This is a genomic window from Rufibacter hautae (assembly GCF_008271695.1).
Lineage (GTDB): Bacteria > Bacteroidota > Bacteroidia > Cytophagales > Hymenobacteraceae > Nibribacter > Nibribacter hautae.
Map to the genome: position 1 here is coordinate 1,536,875 of NZ_VKKY01000001.1, position 19,743 is coordinate 1,556,617.

Consider the following 19,743-nt stretch of genomic DNA (forward strand, 5'->3'; position numbering starts at 1 on the left):
CGTTTCTGGACTGCTTTTGGGAAAACAAACCAGAAACGGGCACTGCTTCTATCAAAAGTTAAACGGTGGCTGGGCCCACAGGTCTTCTACGCAGACCGTACACCACGGCCCCAATGAGGCCGGCGAACAGCAGCAGCGAGGAAATCAACGCCACGGTGTTGCCCAGGCTGTATTCCTTTGGTTCAAACTTGAATTCTACCACGTGGTTACCGGCGGGCAGGTTCATGGCCCGCAGGATGTAGTTGGCCCGGAAGTGATCTACCGGCTTGCCGTCAAGGTACGCTTGCCAGCCGTCTTTGTAATAGATCTCGGAGAAGACCACCACGCTAGGCTGGGCCACCACGGCCGTGTACTTCAGGAAGTTGGGCTGGTACTCAATCAGTTTGATGATGGAACCGGTGGTGGTATAGGTCTGCGGTTTCACGGTCGGGAATTTGGACACGTCCACAATGGCCTCGTGCTTCGCGTCAATGCCTTTCAGGGCGGCCAATTCCTCGTCTGGGGAGTTCACGGCGCGCACTTCGTCCACGTACCAGGCGTTGCCCAGGTACCCCGGAATGATCTGCACGGGCTGCTGCTCCTGCCCGGTGATGGCGTATTTGGCATTCAGCATATTCAGCACCTGCACGTTGCCCTGTGCAATGTGCTGCTCAATGACATCCTGGTAGCGGCGCAGTTTGGCCCCGTGGTACCCGCCAATAGACTTGTGGAAGTAAGAGGTACGGGCATCGCTGAAGGCATTAGGCACATTGAAGACACGGTAGCTCAGTTCCTTGTCCTGCAGAATGGCTAGGTCGGCGGGGGTTGGCTGGAAGTAGGTTTTGCTGTAATCCTGCTGAAAATCCTGGTTGTTGAGGTAGCGCTTGTCTACGGTCCAGAGGTCAACCAAAATCAAGAGGCCGATTATGGCGGTGGCCATGAACGAGGTCACTTTGCGTTTGGTGTAGAGGTAGAGCGTACCGGCGGCCAGCACAATGAAGATGAGGGAGCGCAAGGCATCGCCGCGGAGCATGGAAGCCCGGTCTGCCCGGATGGCCTCCAACGGATACTGGTACTGGGCCAGTTGCTCGTCTACCGGACCAACGTAATCAAAGGTACCGCTCAAGAGCACCAAGAGTAAGCACACGCCACCGGTGGCGGCCAGCGCAATCGTCAGTTTCTTCTGGAGGTTCTCAATAGGCTCGTTCTGCAGCACGCGGCACAAGGCCAGAATAGCCAGCAGCACCATGGTTACCTGCGCAATCACCAGCGCCATGCTCACCGCCCTGAACTTGTTGTAGCCTGGGAAGTAGTCAAACATGAAGTAGTTGAAGGCCTCAAAATTCTTACCCCAGCTCAACACAAACGACAGAATAGTGGCGCTCAAAAGCCAGATCCAGAGTCTGCGCGGGGTCACCAGCAAGCCCAGCACAAACAGGAAGCAGATGATGGCTCCCATGTACACCGGTCCACCCACAAAGGACTGATCTCCCCAGTAGAAAGGCATGGTGGCGTTCTGTAACTGGGCCTCGGGCACGCCGCCCTGAGCCAGTTGTTTGTAGGTCTCAGAGTCTTTCTCCAACGGACCTTGTGAGGCGCCACCATAAAAGTTAGGCACTAACAGGGTCATGGTCTCGCCCACGCCGTAGCTCCATTGGAAGGCATACTCGCGGTCCAGGCCCGAGCCGATCTCAGAGGCGTCTTTGCCCTGGGTCAGTTCAGAAGCGCCCCGGATGGAATATTTACCGTACTCTGCGGTGGTGTAGATACGCCCAAAACTCACGCCCGCGGCCAAGGCTGCGCCGATGGCCAGGATCAACGTACGTTTGAAGAAATCCGCGATGCGGCCTTCTTTAGACCAGGTCACCAGCTCCACCAACCCGAAGATGAGCACGATGAACAGCAGGTAATACGTGATCTGCAAGTGGTTCATCCGGATGTGCATGGTTAACCCGAAGGCGAACAACGCAGCTCCCAGCCACAGGTTCTTGCGGTAGGCGTACCAAAGCCCGCCCAGCACCAACGGCAGATAGGCAATGGCCAAAGACTTGGTGTTGTGCCCGGCTTCCAGAATGGCGAAGTTATAAGACACAAAGGCGTAAGCCACCGCTCCTACCGCTGCCAGCATCGGCCGCAGGCCGAAGATGAGGAACATGAGGTAGGCGCACACCAGTGTGATGAAGATGTTGGAGGCCACCAGCGGCAAGCCGACGGTGAAAAGCGAGTGCACGTACTGGAACAGGTCACCGGAGAACTGCACGCTGATGAGGTACGCCGGCATACCGCTGAACATGGAGTTGGTCCAGAGCGCCTCATCGCCGGTCTTCTCCCGGAAATCGGCGATCTCCTTGGCGCCGCCCTGGAACTGCACCACATCGTGCTGCATGAGGCTTTTGCCGTCAAAGAAAATGGGTGAGAAATACGCTACTACCAGCAGCAGGAAAAACAAAAGCACCAGCAGGTGCGGCAGCACGTGGCGGTTGAAATCGATTTTAGAAGTGGCCATGAGGTTTAATTGCAATAAAAAAGCCCGATGCGGGGCATCGGGCTTGAAAGATACTCAGTTTATTTCACTTCTTCATAATCTACGTACTCGCCGCCGGGGAAGTCTTTGCGCGGTCGCCGGTCTTCGGGCACGAACTCTACCCGCACTTTATCGCCGCTACCCGTTGGCTGGCTCCGGGTTTGGCCCTGCGCCTGCTGGTAATGCGGTTGCTGGTGGGGCTGCCCCTGAAATGCCGCGTACTCCTGGGCCTTGCGCATCTGCTTCTGGACAAAGGTTTTAAGAAGAAAGCGGATGATGTACGGCATGAGGTACCGCATCAAGAACATCACCGCCAGCATGATCAAAAAGAATTTCACTAGGCGTATGGGTTTGGTTTAAAGTAAAAGTCGCCGCCCTGGTACTGGTCTATCTCTTGCGGGCTACACGGAGATAACGTCTGTTTGTCTGTTAACGTGTACACGCCGTACCCTAATCGGGCCAACGTCTCTACCACGGCCCGGCGGTTCTGGGCGCCGTTCAGCTCTGTCTGAATCAACGGCCTGAACTTCTTTATAGTTTCCTGCAGGTGGGCAAATACCTGGTGTTCATAGCCTTCTACGTCGCATTTGATGAAGTCCAGCCGGTCCAGATCTAGGAACAACTCATCTGGTACGCGCATTTCCACCTGGTAGGTCTGGGCGTACTGCTCCTGCGCCGAGCTGGCTATTTTGGTCATGCCGTGGTGCACCAGCCCGTCTCTTACTGGCGTGCCCATCTCAATGGTAGTGTTCTCACCGCCCAAGGCAAAAGGCAACAAGGTGAGGTTGTCTACGCCACTGGCCTTCACGTTGTCCCGCCAGATGCGCCCGAACAGCGGCACCGGCTCCACGGCCAGCACTTTGCCCTTCGGCCCGGCCAGTCTGGACAGGAACGTGGAATAATAGCCCAGATTGGCGCCGATGTCTACACACGTAAACCCCGGACGGATGATTCTTTTCAGGAAGAACAGCTCTGGGTACTTTTCACGGCCCCGGCCCGAGCCCACCATGATGATGTACATCCGGCTGACCAACCTAAGGTAGCCCTCAAACCCGAGCGCCTTGACCAATAATTTGCGGAGAAGTTTCACGCGGTAAAGTTCAGGAATATGAGGGGAGAAAACAAAGGGGTGCGTTTTGGAGGTGTTTTTGGGAAAAGAGGTGGGAAATACTAGAAGACTGAATAGTATATTCGGCAGTCTACTTTGGTTATCGGTAGGCTTCGGGATTGAAGAGTATGGTTTGTAGAGAAATAAATGGATGACAACTTTAGATATTTACTTTATCCAGTAGTTAGGGCAATTTAAATTATGAAAAGATCTTCTTTGGTCCTCATAGCTTTCTATCTTTCATTTGGTTGCTCAGAAAAAGTCAACTCTGAATCAAACCCAAAGACTATCAAAACAGAAACAGCCAAAAAAACAGAGAGCACTGAACAATCTTATCAAACTCCAGCCGATAGCCTAAGAAGCTATGAGTTTAAAGACTATCGCACAGTTAAACTTACTGACCCTATTTATGAGGATTTTGATGGCGACTCAGTAAAAGACACAGCGGTGTTTACCAGTAGGAAACAAAAGGCAGGGGTGATAATAAGAAGCGGAAAAAGCAACAAAGAGTACGTGATTGGCTGCGGGAAAGAGTTTGAAGAAATGAGTGACGATTTCAGCTGGGTTGACTCTTGGGGAGTTGTGAAAGACAAAGAAACTTTTGAAATAATAATCGAAAATGCCGAGATAGTAGGCGAACGTAAATTCATACTTGATAATCCCTCCATTTTCGTGATGAAGCACGAAAATGGAGGGATTATAACATTCAAGAATGGACATTATGAATGGGTCCATCAATCGGATTAAAAAAGACTATTCTAATATTGTGCATAAGCCATGCCACTGCTAAAGGCTTTGTACGCCTTAACCTGCTCCAACCGTTACTCGCAACCTAATCATAGAAATGAAAACCCTTAGACATAGCTTCTGCGACCCTTTTAAACCTGATGTTATAGAATTAGGCGATATTGAGAGTAAGGAAGTAATCAGCAGATTTGAACAAATTTCTTGGGACGAAATCATTTTCAATATGGGGAAAGCAAATAAATCAGATATACACTATTCTCCCTCCTTAGAATTTGAAGATGAAACTACAAAGCATGGGATAGTCGTTAGCGGTGTCGGCACTTCAAGCCTTGAAGAATTCTACGTTTCTTACAAAAGGCCTAAAAGAGTAAAGATATTATTTGGACTAATTGAGCGTGACAACCCTGAATATTATACCGATGTGACTGGTCAGACAAAAGAAGATGTTATTGAGATTCTAAATGCATTTATTACTGGAAAGTACGACTTCTTAGACAGTAAAATTAAATGACAGCGCTTTACAAGTGCTTAACACTATTGCTATCAAAGTGAGCTAAAACAATCTTAGCTGAACCGTTAAGCCCAATTTTTAAATTGAACCCTATGCAACTAATAAGGCCGAAAATTATAGGGACACTAAAGATTGAGACGATGATGGCAGGCAATCTGGCCGTCATCAACGACATCAAAAATGCACCAAATAAAATAATCATTCCATGCCGCTCGATTGAACATGGCGAGGAAATCATTAGCAAAATCAAATCTTCAAAGCCAGGAGAAAAGCTTTATCTTTAGAATAGATTCAAGGCGATTGATGAAATCCAGCCTCATGAATGCGGTTACAGGCTACGCTCTAGGCAACTCGCGTCAGTTTACAAGCAAAGTCATTATTGAAAAACTTTTCATGAGGCTACAAAATGGCAAGAATCCTTCTTTCACTTGGGTTGGTTTTGGTTTTCACCTTCTCAGCAAGGGCGCAAAGCACAGAAATGGATGCGTTGATCATGCCTTATGTGCAGACCAATAATTACGGCGGCAGTGTGCTGGTCGCCCAGAAGGGCAAGGTCTTGTTCTCCAAAGCCTATGGCCAGATGAACAGGTCTTACAACCTGCCTAATACCGCACAGACAAAGTTCTTCCTGGCATCCGCTTCCATGATTTTTACCTCGGCGGCTATCATGAAATTAGCCGAGGAGAAAAAGCTGTCCTTAGATGATCCTGTGGCCAAGTATCTTCCCAGTTACAAACACGGGAAACGCCTCACCTTGCATCACCTGTTAAGCCAGAGATCGGGCATTCCGGCCATTGGCGAGAACCAGAAAGTGGATTATGATAGCATCACCAAATTCCAACATACCCCAGAACAACTGATCAAGTACATAGAAGCAGATTCACTGCAGTTTGCACCTGACAGCAAGTACAACCACGGCCGCACAGATTACATTGTTTTAGCCTCCATTATTGAAAAAGTCACCGGAAAACCATTCGGCACCTATCTAAAGGAAACCATATTCACGCCCTTGAAGATGACCAACACGGGTCATTCTACCGGCGAGAAAGAAATCATCCCGAACCTTGCCAATGGATACGCCGCGGTAGGCCATTACGACCTAGAAAATGCCTACCAGATCAACTGGACTTCTAAGACCGGGCATGGCTCCATTTACTCTACCACAGAAGACCTATACAAATTCGCTACCGCCATCTCTACCAATGCGTTGTTATCAAAAGAATCTTGGCAAAAGGTATTCACCGATTATGGCGACAACGTAGGATACGGCTGGTTCATCCGGGATCATTTAGACAGAAAAAGGGTCCAGATGAATGGCCGCTCGCCGGGTTTCTCTTCCTATTTCGCCATTTACCCTTATGACCAGTTGACGGTGATTGTCCTTTCAAACAACTATATCTCTCTCCCGGCCACCCTTGGTCTGCAGCTGGCAGCGGTGGCTTTGAAAAAAACCATCGCTAAAACCAGCCTCACCAAAAAAGCCGTCACCCCTGAGCAGGCAGCCCAGTTGGTGGGCAAGTACAAGTTTGACGCAAATTTCTATCTCAAGGATTTCACTATGGAAGTCAGCTACCAGAACGGCAACCTGTCCTGCTCCTGGGGTGCTCTGATTCCCGTAGCCAATGCTACCAAACCCGGCACCAAGTTCATTCAGCGCACCTATTGGTCAGACGTTGAATTTACCAGCAACAGCACTGGCCAAATTGACACCATGCGGGTAGACGGACACAAGGGGATAAAAATAAAGGGCTTATAAAACGGTCAACTACCTAAGCACCGGCCAGGGCATCAGCTTTAAATAAGGAGATTGACAGGCTCCGTTCAAATCAATGCTTTTTCCAGAAAAACGAGCCTAAAACGTAGCCAGCTGCACAAAGAGAGTCTCCGCGTCTTCAAGCCGCCATCGATCAGCAACTACCCAACGTGACTACTCCCTGTGAAAACCCAAACAGAGTAAGCACTTCATGCTACTTTCCTTAAAAAAACAAGAAAACACTTGCGCAACCAAATAGTTGCACGTATATTCGCAACCATATGGTAGCAAATAGAAAGTAGATGGAGACCAGACGAGATGTATTCCAAGCCATAGCCGACCCCACCCGACGGGCTATTATCCTGCTGCTTGCCGTGAGCGCCATGACCCCCAACGCCATTGCCGAGCACTTCAACAGCAGCAGGCAGGCCATCTCTAAGCACATCCAGGTTTTAACCGAGTGTGAGATTTTGAAACAGGAGCAGAAAGGCAGAGAAATCCACTATCATTTGAATGCCAGCAAGATGAACGAAATTGAGAAATGGCTGGAGCAGTTCAAGCAGCTACTGGCCAAACGGTTTGATCAGTTAGACGATGTATTAAAACAACTTAAATCAGAGAAGAAATGAACAAGGCAATTTTATTCAACTTTCTGGTAGACAAGGAAAACAACCAGATCAACGTAGAAAGATCATTTGGGGCACCCCTTGATTTGGTGTGGTCCGCCTGGACAGAAGCTGCCATCCTGGACCAGTGGTGGGCTCCCAAACCGTATAAATCTGTCACCAAATCCATGGACTTCACCGAAGGCGGCCGCTGGCATTACTACATGCTGAGCCCCGAAGGAGAAAAACACTGGTGCATGTTTGACTTTGACGTGATAAAATCCCAAGCCTATTTCTCTGGCGCAGATGCCTTCTGTGACGAAAATGCGGTGATCAACACGTCCCAACCCCGGGTAAAATGGGAAAACGCCTTTAAAGCCCAAGAAGAAGACACGCTCGTAACCATCCAATTGTCTTTTGAAAAACTGGAGGATTTAGAAACCATTATTCAAATGGGCTTCAAGGAAGGGTTCTCTGCCGGGTTAGAAAACCTGGACCAGTACCTCCTAACAGTTTTGCCCCAAAAAGGATAACAACACCAAGGCAAGCGCTTCAGGAGGTAACATAGAAGCGCTTGCCTTGGTCTGCCTATCACAGCAACTTCACACACCGGACCAGAATCAACCAAAAGACCCATTAACCAAACAACTAAACCTAAACACTTATGAAGCGGAAGATCTTAACCGGATTTTGCATCCTCTTGGGATTATTACTCATCAACGGAGGCTTAAACAAATTCCTCAATTACATGCCGGTCCCAAATGATTTGCCAGAACCCCTCATGAAAGATACGGCAGCATTAGCCGAAATCTCCTGGCTCATTCCCTTGATCGGCTTAGCCGAAGTCTTAGGAGGAATCTTGATCATTTTCCCTAGAACCAGGGCCTTGGGGGCATTGATAGTCTTCCCGGTGATGGTAGGCATTCTGCTAACGCACCTTTTCGTTGATACCAGCGGGCTGCCCATAGCCATCGTGATCTGGCTGATTCTGCTTTGGGTCATTTTCGAGAACCGGAAGAGATACCTTCCCTTGATCAACCAGGCGTAAACCTCTTCAACGGTCGTAAAAGCCGGCTAATGAAGACGTTTTTCTGAAATTCAGAAAGGAGTGGTTTTTAGAAAAACGGCAAGGAATCATCCACCCTCCCTCCCTGAATACCAGAAATCCTTACCGCTTACCAGATAGAAACAACCAAGATGGTAGAAGAGGCAATCTACCGTCTTGGTTTAGATTTTATAAGTATCTTGAGGCAACAAAGAGCCCTCATGAGAAAACTCATCTACCTCCTATTTGCCTTAACTGTTTCTTCTGCCTCAGCGCAACAGGCGGCTATGGGAATAGCCGCGAACTACCCCGCCCCGGTAAACTTCACCGCCGAGCAGGACCACCAGCACATGATGAAGCAACTGGGCATCAAGGCGCTTCGGCCGGGACCCAGCGGAGATGAGAAGGCGCCCAACGCGGCCAACTACGATGAAGCCAAGGCTAACCCTTACCCCAACCTGCCCGAGTTGCTCACCCTCAAGAACGGCAAAAAGGTAACCACCCCGGCCCATTGGTGGAACCAGCGCCGGCCCGAGATTGTGGAAGATTTTGAGCGGGAGATTTTTGGCCGAATTCCTAAAAACGTACCCAAAGTAACCTGGAAGACCCTGATCTCGGAGCGGGAGATGGTGGGCTGGATTCCGGTGAACGCCAAACAACTGGTGGGTCAGGTAGACAATTCCCAGTACCCTGCGCTGGAGGTGAACATTGCCATGACGGTAGTCACGCCCGCCAACGCCAAAGGCCCCGTACCGGTTTTGATGATGTTCAGCCGAAGCGCTCTGCCCGCCCCGGCGCAACCGCCCAAAGAAAGCCTGGAGAAGATTAACGCCGCCATGAAGAAACTGCTGGTAGAGGCAGACCCATCGTTGAAAGCGGTGTTTGAGCAGTACCCAGCCTATAACCCCATTGCCTCCCAAACGCCTACTTTTGGTCCGCCCCCGGCTGGCGATCCACCCACGGCCCAGCAGTTACTCGCGGCGGGTTGGGGGTACGTATTGATTGAACCCGGCAGCATCCAGGCCGATAATGGCGCGGGCCTCACCAAAGGCATCATTGGTCTGGTGAACAAAGGCCAACCCCGCAATCCAGAGGATTGGGGCGCCCTACGCGCCTGGGCCTGGGGGGCCTCCCGCGGACTGGATTACCTGGAGACCGACCCAATGGTAGATGCCAAACGGGTGGGCATTGAAGGCGTGTCACGCTTCGGGAAGGCGGCTTTGGTGGCACAAGCCTTTGACCAGCGCTTTGCCGTGGGCCTTATTGGGTCTTCCGGCGAAGGCGGGGCCAAACTGCACCGCCGCAACTTCGGCGAAGCCGTGGAAAGCCTCACCAGCAGCGGCGAGTACCACTGGATGGCCGGCAACTTCCTCAAATACGGCGCCTCGGAGGCTACCTTCGGGAGCAAAACCGCCAACGACCTGCCAGTAGACGCCCACCAACTCATCGCGCTCTGCGCCCCCAGGCCTACGTTCATCAGCTACGGCATCCCAGAGCAAGGCGATGCCAAATGGCTGGACCAGCAGGGTAGTTACATGGCTACCGTGGCGGCCGGACCGGTTTACAAACTGCTGGGCGCTAGAGATTTGGGCGTAGGACATGACTATAAAACCGCCAAAATACCGGGCGTGAACGTGAGTTTACTAGACGGCGAGTTGGCCTGGCGGCAGCATGACGGCGGCCACACCGATGCTCCCAACATCAAGTACTTTATTCCCTGGGCCGATAAAATGCTGAAGCAAAAAGCGGCTGTTGGCGCGAGCCGATAGTCAGATTTCTGCGGCATGCCCTGGCGCTTTTTGGGGAAATTTTTCTTAAGTTGTCTTATCTTTAAAGCTGGTATTTGTGTTGGTAGTTTCAGGTATGACCTTTCTCAGAGCAAAATCGCTGTTTGTGGGCTGTTGCACAGCCTTTGTTTGCTGCTTCCTTCTCCTTGGTTGTCAAAAATCGGGGAAGAAGCAAAAACTGTGGGGTGGCGACGAGGAAGAAAAGCTGCAGGTGGCCATTCCGGCCTCGTTTACGGCCGATAGCATCCAGAAATTGACCGTGAAGCTGGATTCCGTTTTTAGGCACTTTCACAAAAAACGGGGCTTTAACGGCACGGTACTGGTGACCAAGTATGACAAGGTCATCTACAAAAACGCCTTCGGCCTGGCCGATTTTTTCAAGAAAGACTCGCTCACGGTAGAGACCGCTTTCCAGCTGGCCTCGGTGTCTAAGCAGTTCACCGCCATGGCCATCATGATGCTCAAAGAAGAGGGCGAGCTCAACTACGAGGACAGCGTGCAGCAGTACCTCCCCGATTTCCCTTACCACGGCATCACCATCCGGCAGTTGCTTACCCACCAGAGCGGTTTGTCTAACTACACCTATTTCAGCGATAAGCTGTGGCCAGACCGCAACAAGAACCTCACCAATGAAGATGTGATTCACCTCATGGTGACGCATCGCCCGCAGCCGTACTACCCACCCAACACTCACTTTGACTACAGCAATACCGGCTACAGCCTGCTGGCCTCCATTGTGGAGAAAGTGTCTGAGAAGCCCTTCGCGGAGTTCTTGCGCGAGCGCATCTTTGAACCGCTTGAGATGAAACACACCTTCACCTACAGCCCCGATTTCCTGACGCTCACCGGCAAAATAGCCACCGGCCACACCCGCTTCCGGCAGAAACGCACCACCGATTACCTGGACACCGTGCTGGGCGACAAAGGCGTGTACTCTACCGTGGAAGACCTCTACAAATGGGACCAAGCGCTGTACACGCAAAAACTGGTGAAGCACGAGACCCTGGACGAAGCGTTTACTGGCGGCATTCTGCACAAAAAGAAAAACCAAACCGAGGACTACGGCTTCGGCTGGCGCATCCGTCCGCTGGACAACGGAGATACTGCCGTCTACCACGGCGGCCTGTGGCACGGTTTCTCTACCTACTTCCTGCGCAACCCCAAAGAGCACAGTGCCCTTATTGTGCTCAGCAACCTGCCCAACGGCAGCTTCAGCTATCTGCAGGAACTTCGGAAGTTCCTCTACCCCGCCCACCCAGACAGTGTCGCAACTAAAGACCAGAAACTGGCGGTCCGGGGCCGGAGAAGGTAAGACCCCGGAAATTGAATCTCCTATCATAAGATCTGCAATGCGTCAGAGACAAGGCGGTGCCTGGTCTCTACAACACATTAACCCTGCAAAGCAACTTATTTTAGCATTGCCGTTTATCTATAAGCTAATAGATAAAGGTGGCATGTCTGATAAATTCCAAAACAAATACAGGATTGCCTCTACCCGTTTACAACATTGGGATTATGGCTGGAACGCTGCCTATTTTGTCACGATTTGCACAAAGGATAGGGCGCATTTCTTTGGCCAAGTCTTGGACGGAGAAATGTATTTGTCAGAAACAGGAAAACTAGCCCTCACCTTCTGGGCGGAGATCCCTAATCACTTCCCGTTTGTAGAATTAGATGCCTTTGTGGTGATGCCCAACCATGTACACGGTATCCTTTTGATCCAAAAACCAGAAAACGGCCTTAAAAACACACCACCACCCGTAGAGACCAGGCACCGCCTTGTCTCCACGTTACCCGATCCTTCATTGGCCAGTCTCACGATTACTGATCCAATTTCGCCTGATGCTGGTACTACCTATACACAACCGAAATCCCAAACCCTTGGCCAAGCTAGGTTCACCAATCCTCCCAAACACACCTTATCTTCTATCATTGGGTCTTACAAATCTGTAGTCACCAAATATGCGCGGAAGATTTCAGGTGATTTCGCATGGCAATCTGGATTTCATGACCACATCATCCGGAGTCATTCTGCTCACGAGAAAATTGAGGATTACATTCTTCACAACCCAGCCAGATGGGAGCAGGATAAATTTTATGGATGATCTCTGATCAGGAATGCGCGAAATTAGGAATGCGTAGGAGACAAGGCGGTGCCTGTCTCTACTTGTCCACAATTGCCTTTCTCACTGCCGGGGCCACTACGGTGCCTAGCAGTTCAATGGCGTGCATGACTTGTGCATGCGGCAAGGTGCCCACGCTGATGTGCAGCAGAAAACGGGTGTTGCCGAACAGCTCGTATTCCCATAGAATCTTGTCGATGACCTGTTGCGGGCTGCCTACCAGCAAGGAGCCTTCAGGGCTGCGCATGAGGTCGTATTGCTCGCGGGTCATGCCAGACCAGCCGCGCTCCTGCCCAATCTTGCCCATCACGTACGCGTAAGGCCCGTAGAATTCATCAGCAGCTTTCTGGGAATCATCGGCGAGGTAGCCGTGCGAGTTGATGCCCAACTGCAGCTTGATTGTATCATGCCCCGTCTGCTGGTAGGCTTTCTTGTACAGATCGGTGAAGGGCACAAAACGCTCGGGATTGCCGCCAATAATGGCCAGCGCCATAGGCAAACCGTAGCTGGCAGCCCGCACCACCGATTCTGGGGTACCGCCCACGGCCACCCAAATAGGCAGTTCCTTCTGGTAAGGTCTGGGGTACACGCCTAGGTTGTCAATAGCCGCCCGGTGCTTGCCAGACCAGGTGACCTTTTCGCTTTTGTTCAGTTTCAGAAGCAGGTCCAGCTTCTCAGAGAACAGCGTGTTGTAATCCTGCAGATCATACCCGAAAAGCGGAAAAGACTCAATAAACGAACCGCGCCCAGCAATGATTTCGGCGCGGCCTTCTGAGAGCAGGTCTACGTGCGCGAAATCCTGGAACACCCGGACCGGGTCATCGGAACTGAGTACCGTCACGGCGCTGGACAGTTTGATATTCTTGGTTTTCACCGCCGCCGCCGCCAACACCACGGCAGGCGAGGACACAATGAAATCTGGGCGGTGGTGCTCGCCAATGGAGAAGACATCCAGCCCCACCTGGTCGGCGAGTTCAATCTCTTCCATGAGGTTGCGCATGCGCTCGTGCGGCGGCAGCATTTTGCCGGTACCGGGATCAGGAGTGTTCTCTACGAAGGTGGTGATGCCTATTTCCATAGCCAATGTTACGATGTCTTTAGAATAAGGGAAAGAAAAAAGCGCCAGAGGCTGCCCTGCCCCCGATATCCTTGGGGTAAGTACCTGTTGGTTTGGTGCGGTTTTAAGGCTATCTTCATGAAAACAGCCCCAAATCAGAAAGCACTCCCCATACATAGCCCCCGCAGAAACGTTATCACCTCACCAGCCAAAGAAACGAAGACCCATGACCTACATCAAAACGGGCGTAAACCAACCCTGCATCGTGGAATTGCTCTTTTACAAAGGTTCTACCGGAAAAGCCTTGTCTAACCTGGCGCACACCCTCCTGCACGGCCCCTCTACCCTCAGCTCTGCCGAACGGGAACTGATTGCGTCTTATGTCTCCCACCTGAACAACTGCACCTACTGCCACTGCTCCCACGCCGCGGCCGCCAATGTCCATTTCAACGACCAGGGAACCGCCGTGCGCGGCGTGGTGGAGAACGTGGAAACCGCTCCTGTCTCGGAGAAAATGAAAGCCCTGCTGCGCATCGCCGGCAAGGTGCAGCAGAGCGGGAAAGCGGTTTTGCCGGAGCACATCGCCCAGGCCAAAGCACAGGGCGCCTCTGACGAGGAAATCCATGATACCGTGCTCATTGCGGCGGCCTTCTGCATGTACAACCGCTACGTTGATGGGCTAGGCACCAACCTGGCCGCCGAGGAAGCTTACCCCGAGATGGGCATCCGGCTGGCCCGGAAAGGCTACAAATACCCGCCGCTTTTCCTGCGCAAGGCCATCGTCTGGATGATGAACAAGAAAGCCAAAAACTAACCCTTCCTCCACTTATCTATGCTGGACATTGTGATTGAAGCCCGCAAAGCCTCGCTGGCCCCGGGCATGGACGTACGCCGCATTCTTCCTTTTCGGCTCCGCCGGATGGTGGGTCCTTTCATCTTCATGGACCACGCTGGCCCCGTTGATTTGCAGCCGCCGCTGGTGCAGAACCTGGATGTCTTGCCGCACCCGCACATCGGGCTGTCTACCGTGAGCTACCTGTTTGGCGGCCAGGTCACCCACCGCGACAGCCTGGGCGTGGAGCAGGTTATCAGGCCCGGCGAGGTGAACTGGATGACGGCCGGCAGCGGCATTGCGCACTCAGAGCGCTTTGAGGACCCCGCCACCCTGGCCGGCGGACAACTGGAAATGATCCAGACGTGGGTGGCCCTGCCCGAGAAAGACGAAGAAGCCGCGCCCGCCTTTGACAACTACAAGCCAGAGCAACTGCCCATTTTCACCGATACCGGCGTCTGGATGCGCCTCATCGCCGGTGATGCCTTCGGGCTCAGGAACGGGGTAAAGACGCACTCGCCGCTCTTTTACCTGCACGTGGTGCTGGACCAAGGCGCGCGTTTCGGGTTGCCGAAGGAACATGCCGAGCGGGGCCTTTACATCGCCAAGGGCAGTCTGGAGGTCTCCGGCCGCACCTACACCGTGGGGCAGATGCTGGTCTTCAGCAAAGGCGCTGACCCCATTCTGCTGGCCAAAGAACCCACCACCCTCATGCTGCTGGGCGGCGAGCCGCTGGGCGAACGGTTTATCTGGTGGAATTTCGTGTCTAGCCGGAAAGACCGCATTGAGCAGGCCAAAGCCGATTGGAAGGAAGGCCGCATCCTGCTTCCGCCCACCGATAACGCGGAGTTTATCCCGCTGCCCGAGGACAAATCCAAACCCGCCGGCAGTCCCGCCCCGGAGGCGCTTTCCTGAAAAACAGGCCAAAAACGGAACGCCGCGCTAACACAGCTCAGGAAAAAAATAAAGTAACAGCACATTTTAGGGCCGTTTTACCAGGATTGGCCTTAAAACGTGTACTTTAGTTTCGCTATCCTCTTTAAATATAGGCATTTACACAGGCAAGGGTCTTTCTTCTAAGGTGAATCCAGGAACCTGAGAAGAGAAGAATCAAGCGCTCCGGGCAACGCTCCTTCACGGTAAGCTTTGCGGCAAGCCGATGTTTGCCCCCGATGGATGAGTCAGCAGGCACCTGAAGTCATTTAAAAGAGGAGCATGGAGGTAGAAATACTCAGGCATACCGCTACGGCCGCCCTACAGCCTTTTATCACCCAGTATTGGTCCGGCACGTTCAGGGGTAAGTCCACGCCAACGCTCAGGCAGAAAGTACTTCCCTCCGGATACATTGAACTGGTTTTGCACCTGCCCAAAGCGCACGGCCCCTTGAAGGGGAATGCCCGCCGGAAACCCAGTATCGCTTTCTCTTTCTTTGGCTTCTGGACCGTGCCTTACGTGCTGCAATTCAAAAACGAGGCGGAGACCTTCGGGATCTGTTTCAAGCCTGAGGCCTTGCACGCCGTCTTCGGGGTGGCGGCCGCTACGCTGCTCAACTGCCCGGCAAACCTGGACGAGGTGCTGGGCGCCTCTTTCTCTGCCTTCTGCCGCAAGCTGGGCCACCTGAAAACCTTTGAGGAACGGGTCCTTGCCGCCGATGCCTTTTTCCTGAATCAGGTACCAGCCAATGATGTGCCCCCGTCCTTTGTACAGGTAGCCGCCCACCTCATCCGCTGCCAGGAAGGGGGTACCTCGGTGGAGCGCCTGAGCCACGAAGTCTGCATTGGGATGCGGCAACTGGAGCGGGAATTCAAGAATAAGCTGGGCCTGAGCCCCAAAACCTACATGCGCATCTCGCGCCTGAACAAGGTTTTGCAGCTCATCACCCAGAACCCCTCGCTCAGCCTGGCCCAGCTTTCCTATCTGGGCGGCTACTCAGACCAGGCCCACTTCAACCGCGACTTCAAGCAAATCACGGGCGAGCTTCCGTCGGTGTACCTATCTGAGCAGGAGAACTTTCTCACCATATAGTAATCTAGGCCTAGATGTAGGGCAAGGCTCTTTTCCTGCCAGAATCATAAAAATGGCTGCTAAACATAATGTCGGATTTATACAAGACTCTGACACTCTCCCGGAGTACCTTTGGCGCCGAACCTTGTTAAATCATGACCGGCGGCGACACGGCCAAAGTACTAACTGAGACTGTGCTGTGGCTGGCCAAAGGTAATTATCTCAACCGGTTAGAACTTGCTTTACCCGATCATGGGTGCGGTTCCGGCTCCCACTCCCGCTCACGCTAACCTTACTACCTGCCAGAGCCCCCTCTGCTTACACAGTAAGATTCCTTCCCTACTTCTTCACCAGAAGAGCCCGTCTATTATTCTCGCCATCTTACCCGTGCCCAACCTACGCACGGCGTCTGATGCCCTATTCAGCTTTAAACTCACTTATTTAATTAACCAACTTGATGAAAAATTCAATACTTCTGGGGTTCTATCGTCCCATTGCATCCTTCCTCTTTCTGTTATTCTTTCTAATTGGCTGCGAAAGCCCCGAGGATGTACAACCCAGTGGCAGGTTGTCACAAGACCGGAAAGGGAACTCCTCCAACATTATCTATGGAAAAACCATGGACTTATGGGGCGGCACGGCCCGCGTGTGGGTAGAGCGGGTACAGGGCAAACCAATTGCCATCGGGATAGAGCTGTCAGCGGAGGCGCTGGAGAACTTGCCGCATGAGGTACAGGAGATTGTCTTGCCGTTGCCGGGCCCGCTGCATGCCACCGGATTCAAAACCGTGATGATCGGCTGGAACCCAGAAGGCCATGAGCCCGCGGGCGTGTACACCCTTCCGCACTTTGACTTCCACTTCTACATGATCACCGAAGGACAGATCCACCAGATTATGGGTGGGATAGACCAGGGCGGGTATGACCTGCAGGACAGAGGCGTCTTCCCTAATGTGTATACCTTCGGGCCGGTTCCGTTTGCCGTTCCGCACATGGGCCTGCACTGGAGTGATGTTACCTCCCCGGAGTTCTCGCCTGCCGGCTTCAGCAAGACTTTCATCTATGGATCTAACCAAAACCGGGTTACTTTCCTGGAGCCGATGATCACGCTGGCGTATCTGCAGAGCCTGTCTCCGGGCACCTCTGTGGAAAGCCCCGTTCGTTCGCTGCTCATCCATGACAAACCAGGCTACTACCCCACTTCTTACACCATTACCCGCACCGGCGACTCTTATATCATCGCCCTCACGGATCTGGTTTGGCGCCATAAATAGGCCCTTTTCCGCATAAAAAATCCCTGCCACCTCTATCACAGGAGATAGAAGTGGCAGGGATTTTCATGTGACTACGTGCTGTTACTTCAGCTCAAAGTTCTGCTGCAGTTTGATGTTGTCTGAGGCAGTCCCGATCATCAATTGGAACTGGCCGGGCTGCGTGATCCACTCCAGGTTGTCGTTGTAGAACGATAGTTTTTCCGTATCAATGGTGAAAGTGATGGTTTTGCTTTCGCCGGGTTTCAGGGCTACTTTTTCAAAACCTTTCAATTCCTTCACTGGGCGCACGGGCTGGGCTACTACATCGCGCAGGTACAGCTGGGCCACTTCCTCGCCGGCTACTTTGCCGGTGTTGGTGAGCGTGAACGAGGCCGTGATGGTCTCGCCTTTGCCCATGCTTGGCTTGCTCAACACCAGGTTGCTGTAGCTGAAGGTGGTGTAGCTTAACCCGTGCCCAAACGCATACTGCGGGCTTTTCACCATGTCAATGTAGCCGGAGCGGTAATTGGTATCTTGGTCGTTCTGGCTCGGGCGGCCCGTGTTGTAGTAGTTGTAGTAGATCGGAATCTGGCCTTCGGAGCGTGGGAACGTCATGGGCAGTTTTCCGGATGGGTTGTATTTGCCGTAGAGCACATCAGCGATGGCGTTTCCGGCCTGGCTGCCCAGCCACCAGGTGTAGGCGATGGTAGGCACGTGCTTGGCGGTCCAGTCAAACACCAGCGGTCGACCGGCCATAATGAGCACCACCACCGGTTTACCCGTGGCCTGAATGGCTTTGATGAGTTCTTCCTGCACGCCGGGCAGATGGATGTTGGCACGGCTCTTGGCCTCACCGCTCATATCGGCCTTCTCTCCTACCGCCATCACTACTACATCGGCTTGTCTGGCCACGGCCAAAGCCTCCGCGAAACCGGCTCTGGAGGTATCCTGCACTTCGCAGCCTTTGGCGTAGAGCAGCTTGGTGTTACCAGCCTGGTTCTGCATGCCCTCGTAGAGCGATACCAGCTTGTCTTCCTTGCCCCAATCAATAGACCAGAAACCCTGCATGTCTTTCTCAGATTTGGCCAGAGGTCCGATGACAGCCACTGATTTCAGGTCTTTGGAAAGCGGCAGTACCTGGCCTTGGTTTTTCAGGAGCACGATGCTTTTGCGGGCCACGTCGCGGGCGGCTTCCAGGTGCTCGGGTTTGTTGAGGGTTTTCTTCTCGCGTTTCTCGTCGCTGAAACGGTACGGGTCATCAAACAAGCCTAGTTCAAACTTCTTGCGCAGGATGCGGCGCACGGCATCGTTGATGAGTTCCTCCTTTACTTTTCCTTCGCGCACCAACTGGGGCAGGCTGCTGATGTAGCTGCGGCTTTCCATGTCCATGTCGCTGCCGGCGTTCAGGGCCACCTCGGCGGCGTGCTTGTTGTCCTGCACGAAGCCGTGGGCGATCATCTCGCCGATAGAACCCCAGTCACTCACCACGAAGCCCTGGAACTTCCACTGGTCTTTCAGGATGTCGCGCTGCAGGTAGCTGCTGCCGGTGGCCGGAATCCCATTGAGATCATTGAACGAGTTCATAAACGTGGCCACGCCGGCATCCAGCGCGGCTTTGAACGGCGGCAGGTACACTTCATGCAACGTGCGCAGGCTCATCTCCACGCTGTTGTAATCCCGACCGCCAATAGCAGCGCCGTAGGCCGCGAAGTGCTTCGCGCAGGCCATCACGGCATCCACGTTGCCCAGACCTTCGCCCTGGAAACCCTTCACGCGGGCTCTGGCAATGAGCGAACCCAGGTACGGGTCTTCGCCGGCGCCTTCCATCACGCGGCCCCACCGCGGATCACGCCCGATGTCTACCATGGGTGCAAACGTCCAGTGCAAGCCTGAGGCAGCAGCCTCGGTAGCCGCAATGCGGGAACCTTGCTCAATGGCTTTCAAATCCCAGCTGGCGGCTTCGGCCAAAGGAATAGGAAAGGTCACGCGGTAGCCATGAATCACATCCTGCCCGAACAACAGCGGAATCTTAAGCCTCGACTGCATAGCCGCGTCTTGCAGCGCCCGGGTGTACTTCACACCGCGCACGTTCAGCATGGAGCCAATCTTGCCCTGCTTTACATCGGCCACTTTGTCGCCCGAGGCGGTGATGGGTCCAGTGGCATCCTGGTCGCCGGTGTATTGGTTCAGCTGGCCTACTTTTTCCTCCAGGGTCATTTTCTGGAGCAGGTCGTTCACCCGTTGGTCTAGGTTGGCGGTGTTCACCTTGGCGGGTTTCTTCTGTGCCATGGCACCGGAGCTGAGCAGCACCGCCAGGGCCAGAGAAGAGAGTTTTAGTTTCATTTGTATAGTCGGGGAATAATGAGTTTTCGTTTTGTGGCTGTTTTCTGGAAAATGGCTCTAAAAGGACTTTTTG

18 protein-coding genes are annotated in these 19,743 nt (G+C 52.9%); 13 read left to right on the forward strand and 5 right to left on the reverse strand.

Going from position 1 to position 19,743, the window contains the following annotated elements; all coding sequences use genetic code 11:
• Nucleotides 1–58: 58 nt before the first annotated feature.
• From FOA19_RS05870 to FOA19_RS05880, 3 genes are read right to left on the reverse strand one after another with little or no spacing between them, the layout of a single operon-like run.
• Nucleotides 59–2,485: a YfhO family protein gene (locus FOA19_RS05870; RefSeq protein ID WP_149089826.1), complete on the reverse strand. Its 2,427-nt coding sequence runs from the start codon at nucleotides 2,483–2,485 to the stop codon at nucleotides 59–61.
• Between the two features lie 59 nt (nucleotides 2,486–2,544).
• Nucleotides 2,545–2,841 carry a DUF4834 family protein gene (locus FOA19_RS05875; RefSeq protein WP_149089827.1) on the reverse strand — a complete coding sequence of 99 codons (297 nt, stop codon included), beginning with the start codon at nucleotides 2,839–2,841 and terminating at the stop codon, nucleotides 2,545–2,547.
• Nucleotides 2,841–3,593 carry an FkbM family methyltransferase gene (locus FOA19_RS05880; RefSeq protein WP_149089828.1) on the reverse strand — a complete coding sequence of 251 codons (753 nt, stop codon included), beginning with the start codon at nucleotides 3,591–3,593 and terminating at the stop codon, nucleotides 2,841–2,843. Before FOA19_RS05880 ends, FOA19_RS05875 begins: the two co-directional genes overlap by 1 nt.
• A gap of 219 nt (nucleotides 3,594–3,812) precedes the next feature.
• Here FOA19_RS05880 and FOA19_RS05885 point away from each other — a divergent pair, with 219 nt between their 5' ends.
• The 9 genes from FOA19_RS05885 (at nucleotide 3,813) to FOA19_RS05925 (ending at nucleotide 12,164) form a co-directional block, all read left to right on the forward strand.
• Entirely contained in the window at nucleotides 3,813–4,358 is a 546-nt protein-coding gene (locus tag FOA19_RS05885; RefSeq protein ID WP_149089829.1) for a hypothetical protein, read from the forward strand.
• A 97-nt stretch (nucleotides 4,359–4,455) separates the two neighbouring features.
• Nucleotides 4,456–4,869 (forward strand): hypothetical protein, encoded by a 414-nt coding sequence (locus FOA19_RS05890; protein ID WP_149089830.1) that lies wholly within the window; start codon nucleotides 4,456–4,458, stop codon nucleotides 4,867–4,869.
• A gap of 406 nt (nucleotides 4,870–5,275) precedes the next feature.
• On the forward strand, nucleotides 5,276–6,625 hold the full coding sequence (locus tag FOA19_RS05895) for a serine hydrolase domain-containing protein (protein ID WP_149089831.1): 1,350 nt from the start codon (nucleotides 5,276–5,278) through the stop codon (nucleotides 6,623–6,625).
• Nucleotides 6,626–6,924: 299 nt separating this feature from the next.
• Nucleotides 6,925–7,251 carry an ArsR/SmtB family transcription factor gene (locus FOA19_RS05900; protein ID WP_149089832.1) on the forward strand — a complete coding sequence of 109 codons (327 nt, stop codon included), beginning with the start codon at nucleotides 6,925–6,927 and terminating at the stop codon, nucleotides 7,249–7,251.
• A complete protein-coding gene (locus tag FOA19_RS05905; protein WP_149089833.1) occupies nucleotides 7,248–7,760 on the forward strand; it encodes an SRPBCC family protein in 513 nt (170 codons plus the stop codon). Before FOA19_RS05900 ends, FOA19_RS05905 begins: the two co-directional genes overlap by 4 nt.
• Nucleotides 7,761–7,891: 131 nt before the next feature.
• Nucleotides 7,892–8,275 carry a DoxX family protein gene (locus FOA19_RS05910; RefSeq protein ID WP_149089834.1) on the forward strand — a complete coding sequence of 128 codons (384 nt, stop codon included), beginning with the start codon at nucleotides 7,892–7,894 and terminating at the stop codon, nucleotides 8,273–8,275.
• Nucleotides 8,276–8,493: 218 nt separating this feature from the next.
• A complete protein-coding gene (locus tag FOA19_RS05915) occupies nucleotides 8,494–10,041 on the forward strand; it encodes a glucuronyl esterase domain-containing protein (RefSeq protein ID WP_149089835.1) in 1,548 nt (515 codons plus the stop codon).
• 94 nt (nucleotides 10,042–10,135) lie between these two features.
• A complete protein-coding gene (locus FOA19_RS05920; protein ID WP_149089836.1) occupies nucleotides 10,136–11,371 on the forward strand; it encodes a serine hydrolase domain-containing protein in 1,236 nt (411 codons plus the stop codon).
• A gap of 37 nt (nucleotides 11,372–11,408) precedes the next feature.
• Complete coding sequence (locus tag FOA19_RS05925) at nucleotides 11,409–12,164, forward strand: transposase (RefSeq protein WP_223808753.1); 756 nt, start codon at nucleotides 11,409–11,411, stop codon at nucleotides 12,162–12,164.
• 58 nt (nucleotides 12,165–12,222) lie between these two features.
• Here the strand turns inward: FOA19_RS05925 and FOA19_RS05930 are convergent, their stop codons facing one another.
• The gene (locus FOA19_RS05930; RefSeq protein WP_149089837.1) at nucleotides 12,223–13,260 is read right to left on the reverse strand and encodes an LLM class flavin-dependent oxidoreductase; all 1,038 of its coding nucleotides are present in this window, start codon (nucleotides 13,258–13,260) and stop codon (nucleotides 12,223–12,225) included.
• A gap of 205 nt (nucleotides 13,261–13,465) precedes the next feature.
• Here FOA19_RS05930 and FOA19_RS05935 point away from each other — a divergent pair, with 205 nt between their 5' ends.
• The 4 genes from FOA19_RS05935 (at nucleotide 13,466) to FOA19_RS05950 (ending at nucleotide 17,348) form a co-directional block, all read left to right on the forward strand.
• Complete coding sequence (locus tag FOA19_RS05935; protein ID WP_149089838.1) at nucleotides 13,466–14,053, forward strand: carboxymuconolactone decarboxylase family protein; 588 nt, start codon at nucleotides 13,466–13,468, stop codon at nucleotides 14,051–14,053.
• Nucleotides 14,054–14,071: 18 nt separating this feature from the next.
• Nucleotides 14,072–14,986, forward strand: a complete 915-nt coding sequence (locus FOA19_RS05940) for a pirin family protein (protein ID WP_149089839.1) — start codon at nucleotides 14,072–14,074, stop codon at nucleotides 14,984–14,986.
• Nucleotides 14,987–15,286: 300 nt separating this feature from the next.
• A complete protein-coding gene (locus tag FOA19_RS05945; protein ID WP_149089840.1) occupies nucleotides 15,287–16,096 on the forward strand; it encodes a helix-turn-helix domain-containing protein in 810 nt (269 codons plus the stop codon).
• 436 nt (nucleotides 16,097–16,532) lie between these two features.
• A complete protein-coding gene (locus FOA19_RS05950) occupies nucleotides 16,533–17,348 on the forward strand; it encodes a DUF5602 domain-containing protein (protein ID WP_149089841.1) in 816 nt (271 codons plus the stop codon).
• An 81-nt stretch (nucleotides 17,349–17,429) separates the two neighbouring features.
• On the opposite strand, the gene FOA19_RS05955 is transcribed toward FOA19_RS05950, so the two are convergent.
• Nucleotides 17,430–19,670 carry a glycoside hydrolase family 3 N-terminal domain-containing protein gene (locus FOA19_RS05955; protein WP_149089842.1) on the reverse strand — a complete coding sequence of 747 codons (2,241 nt, stop codon included), beginning with the start codon at nucleotides 19,668–19,670 and terminating at the stop codon, nucleotides 17,430–17,432.
• Nucleotides 19,671–19,743 lie beyond the last annotated feature (73 nt).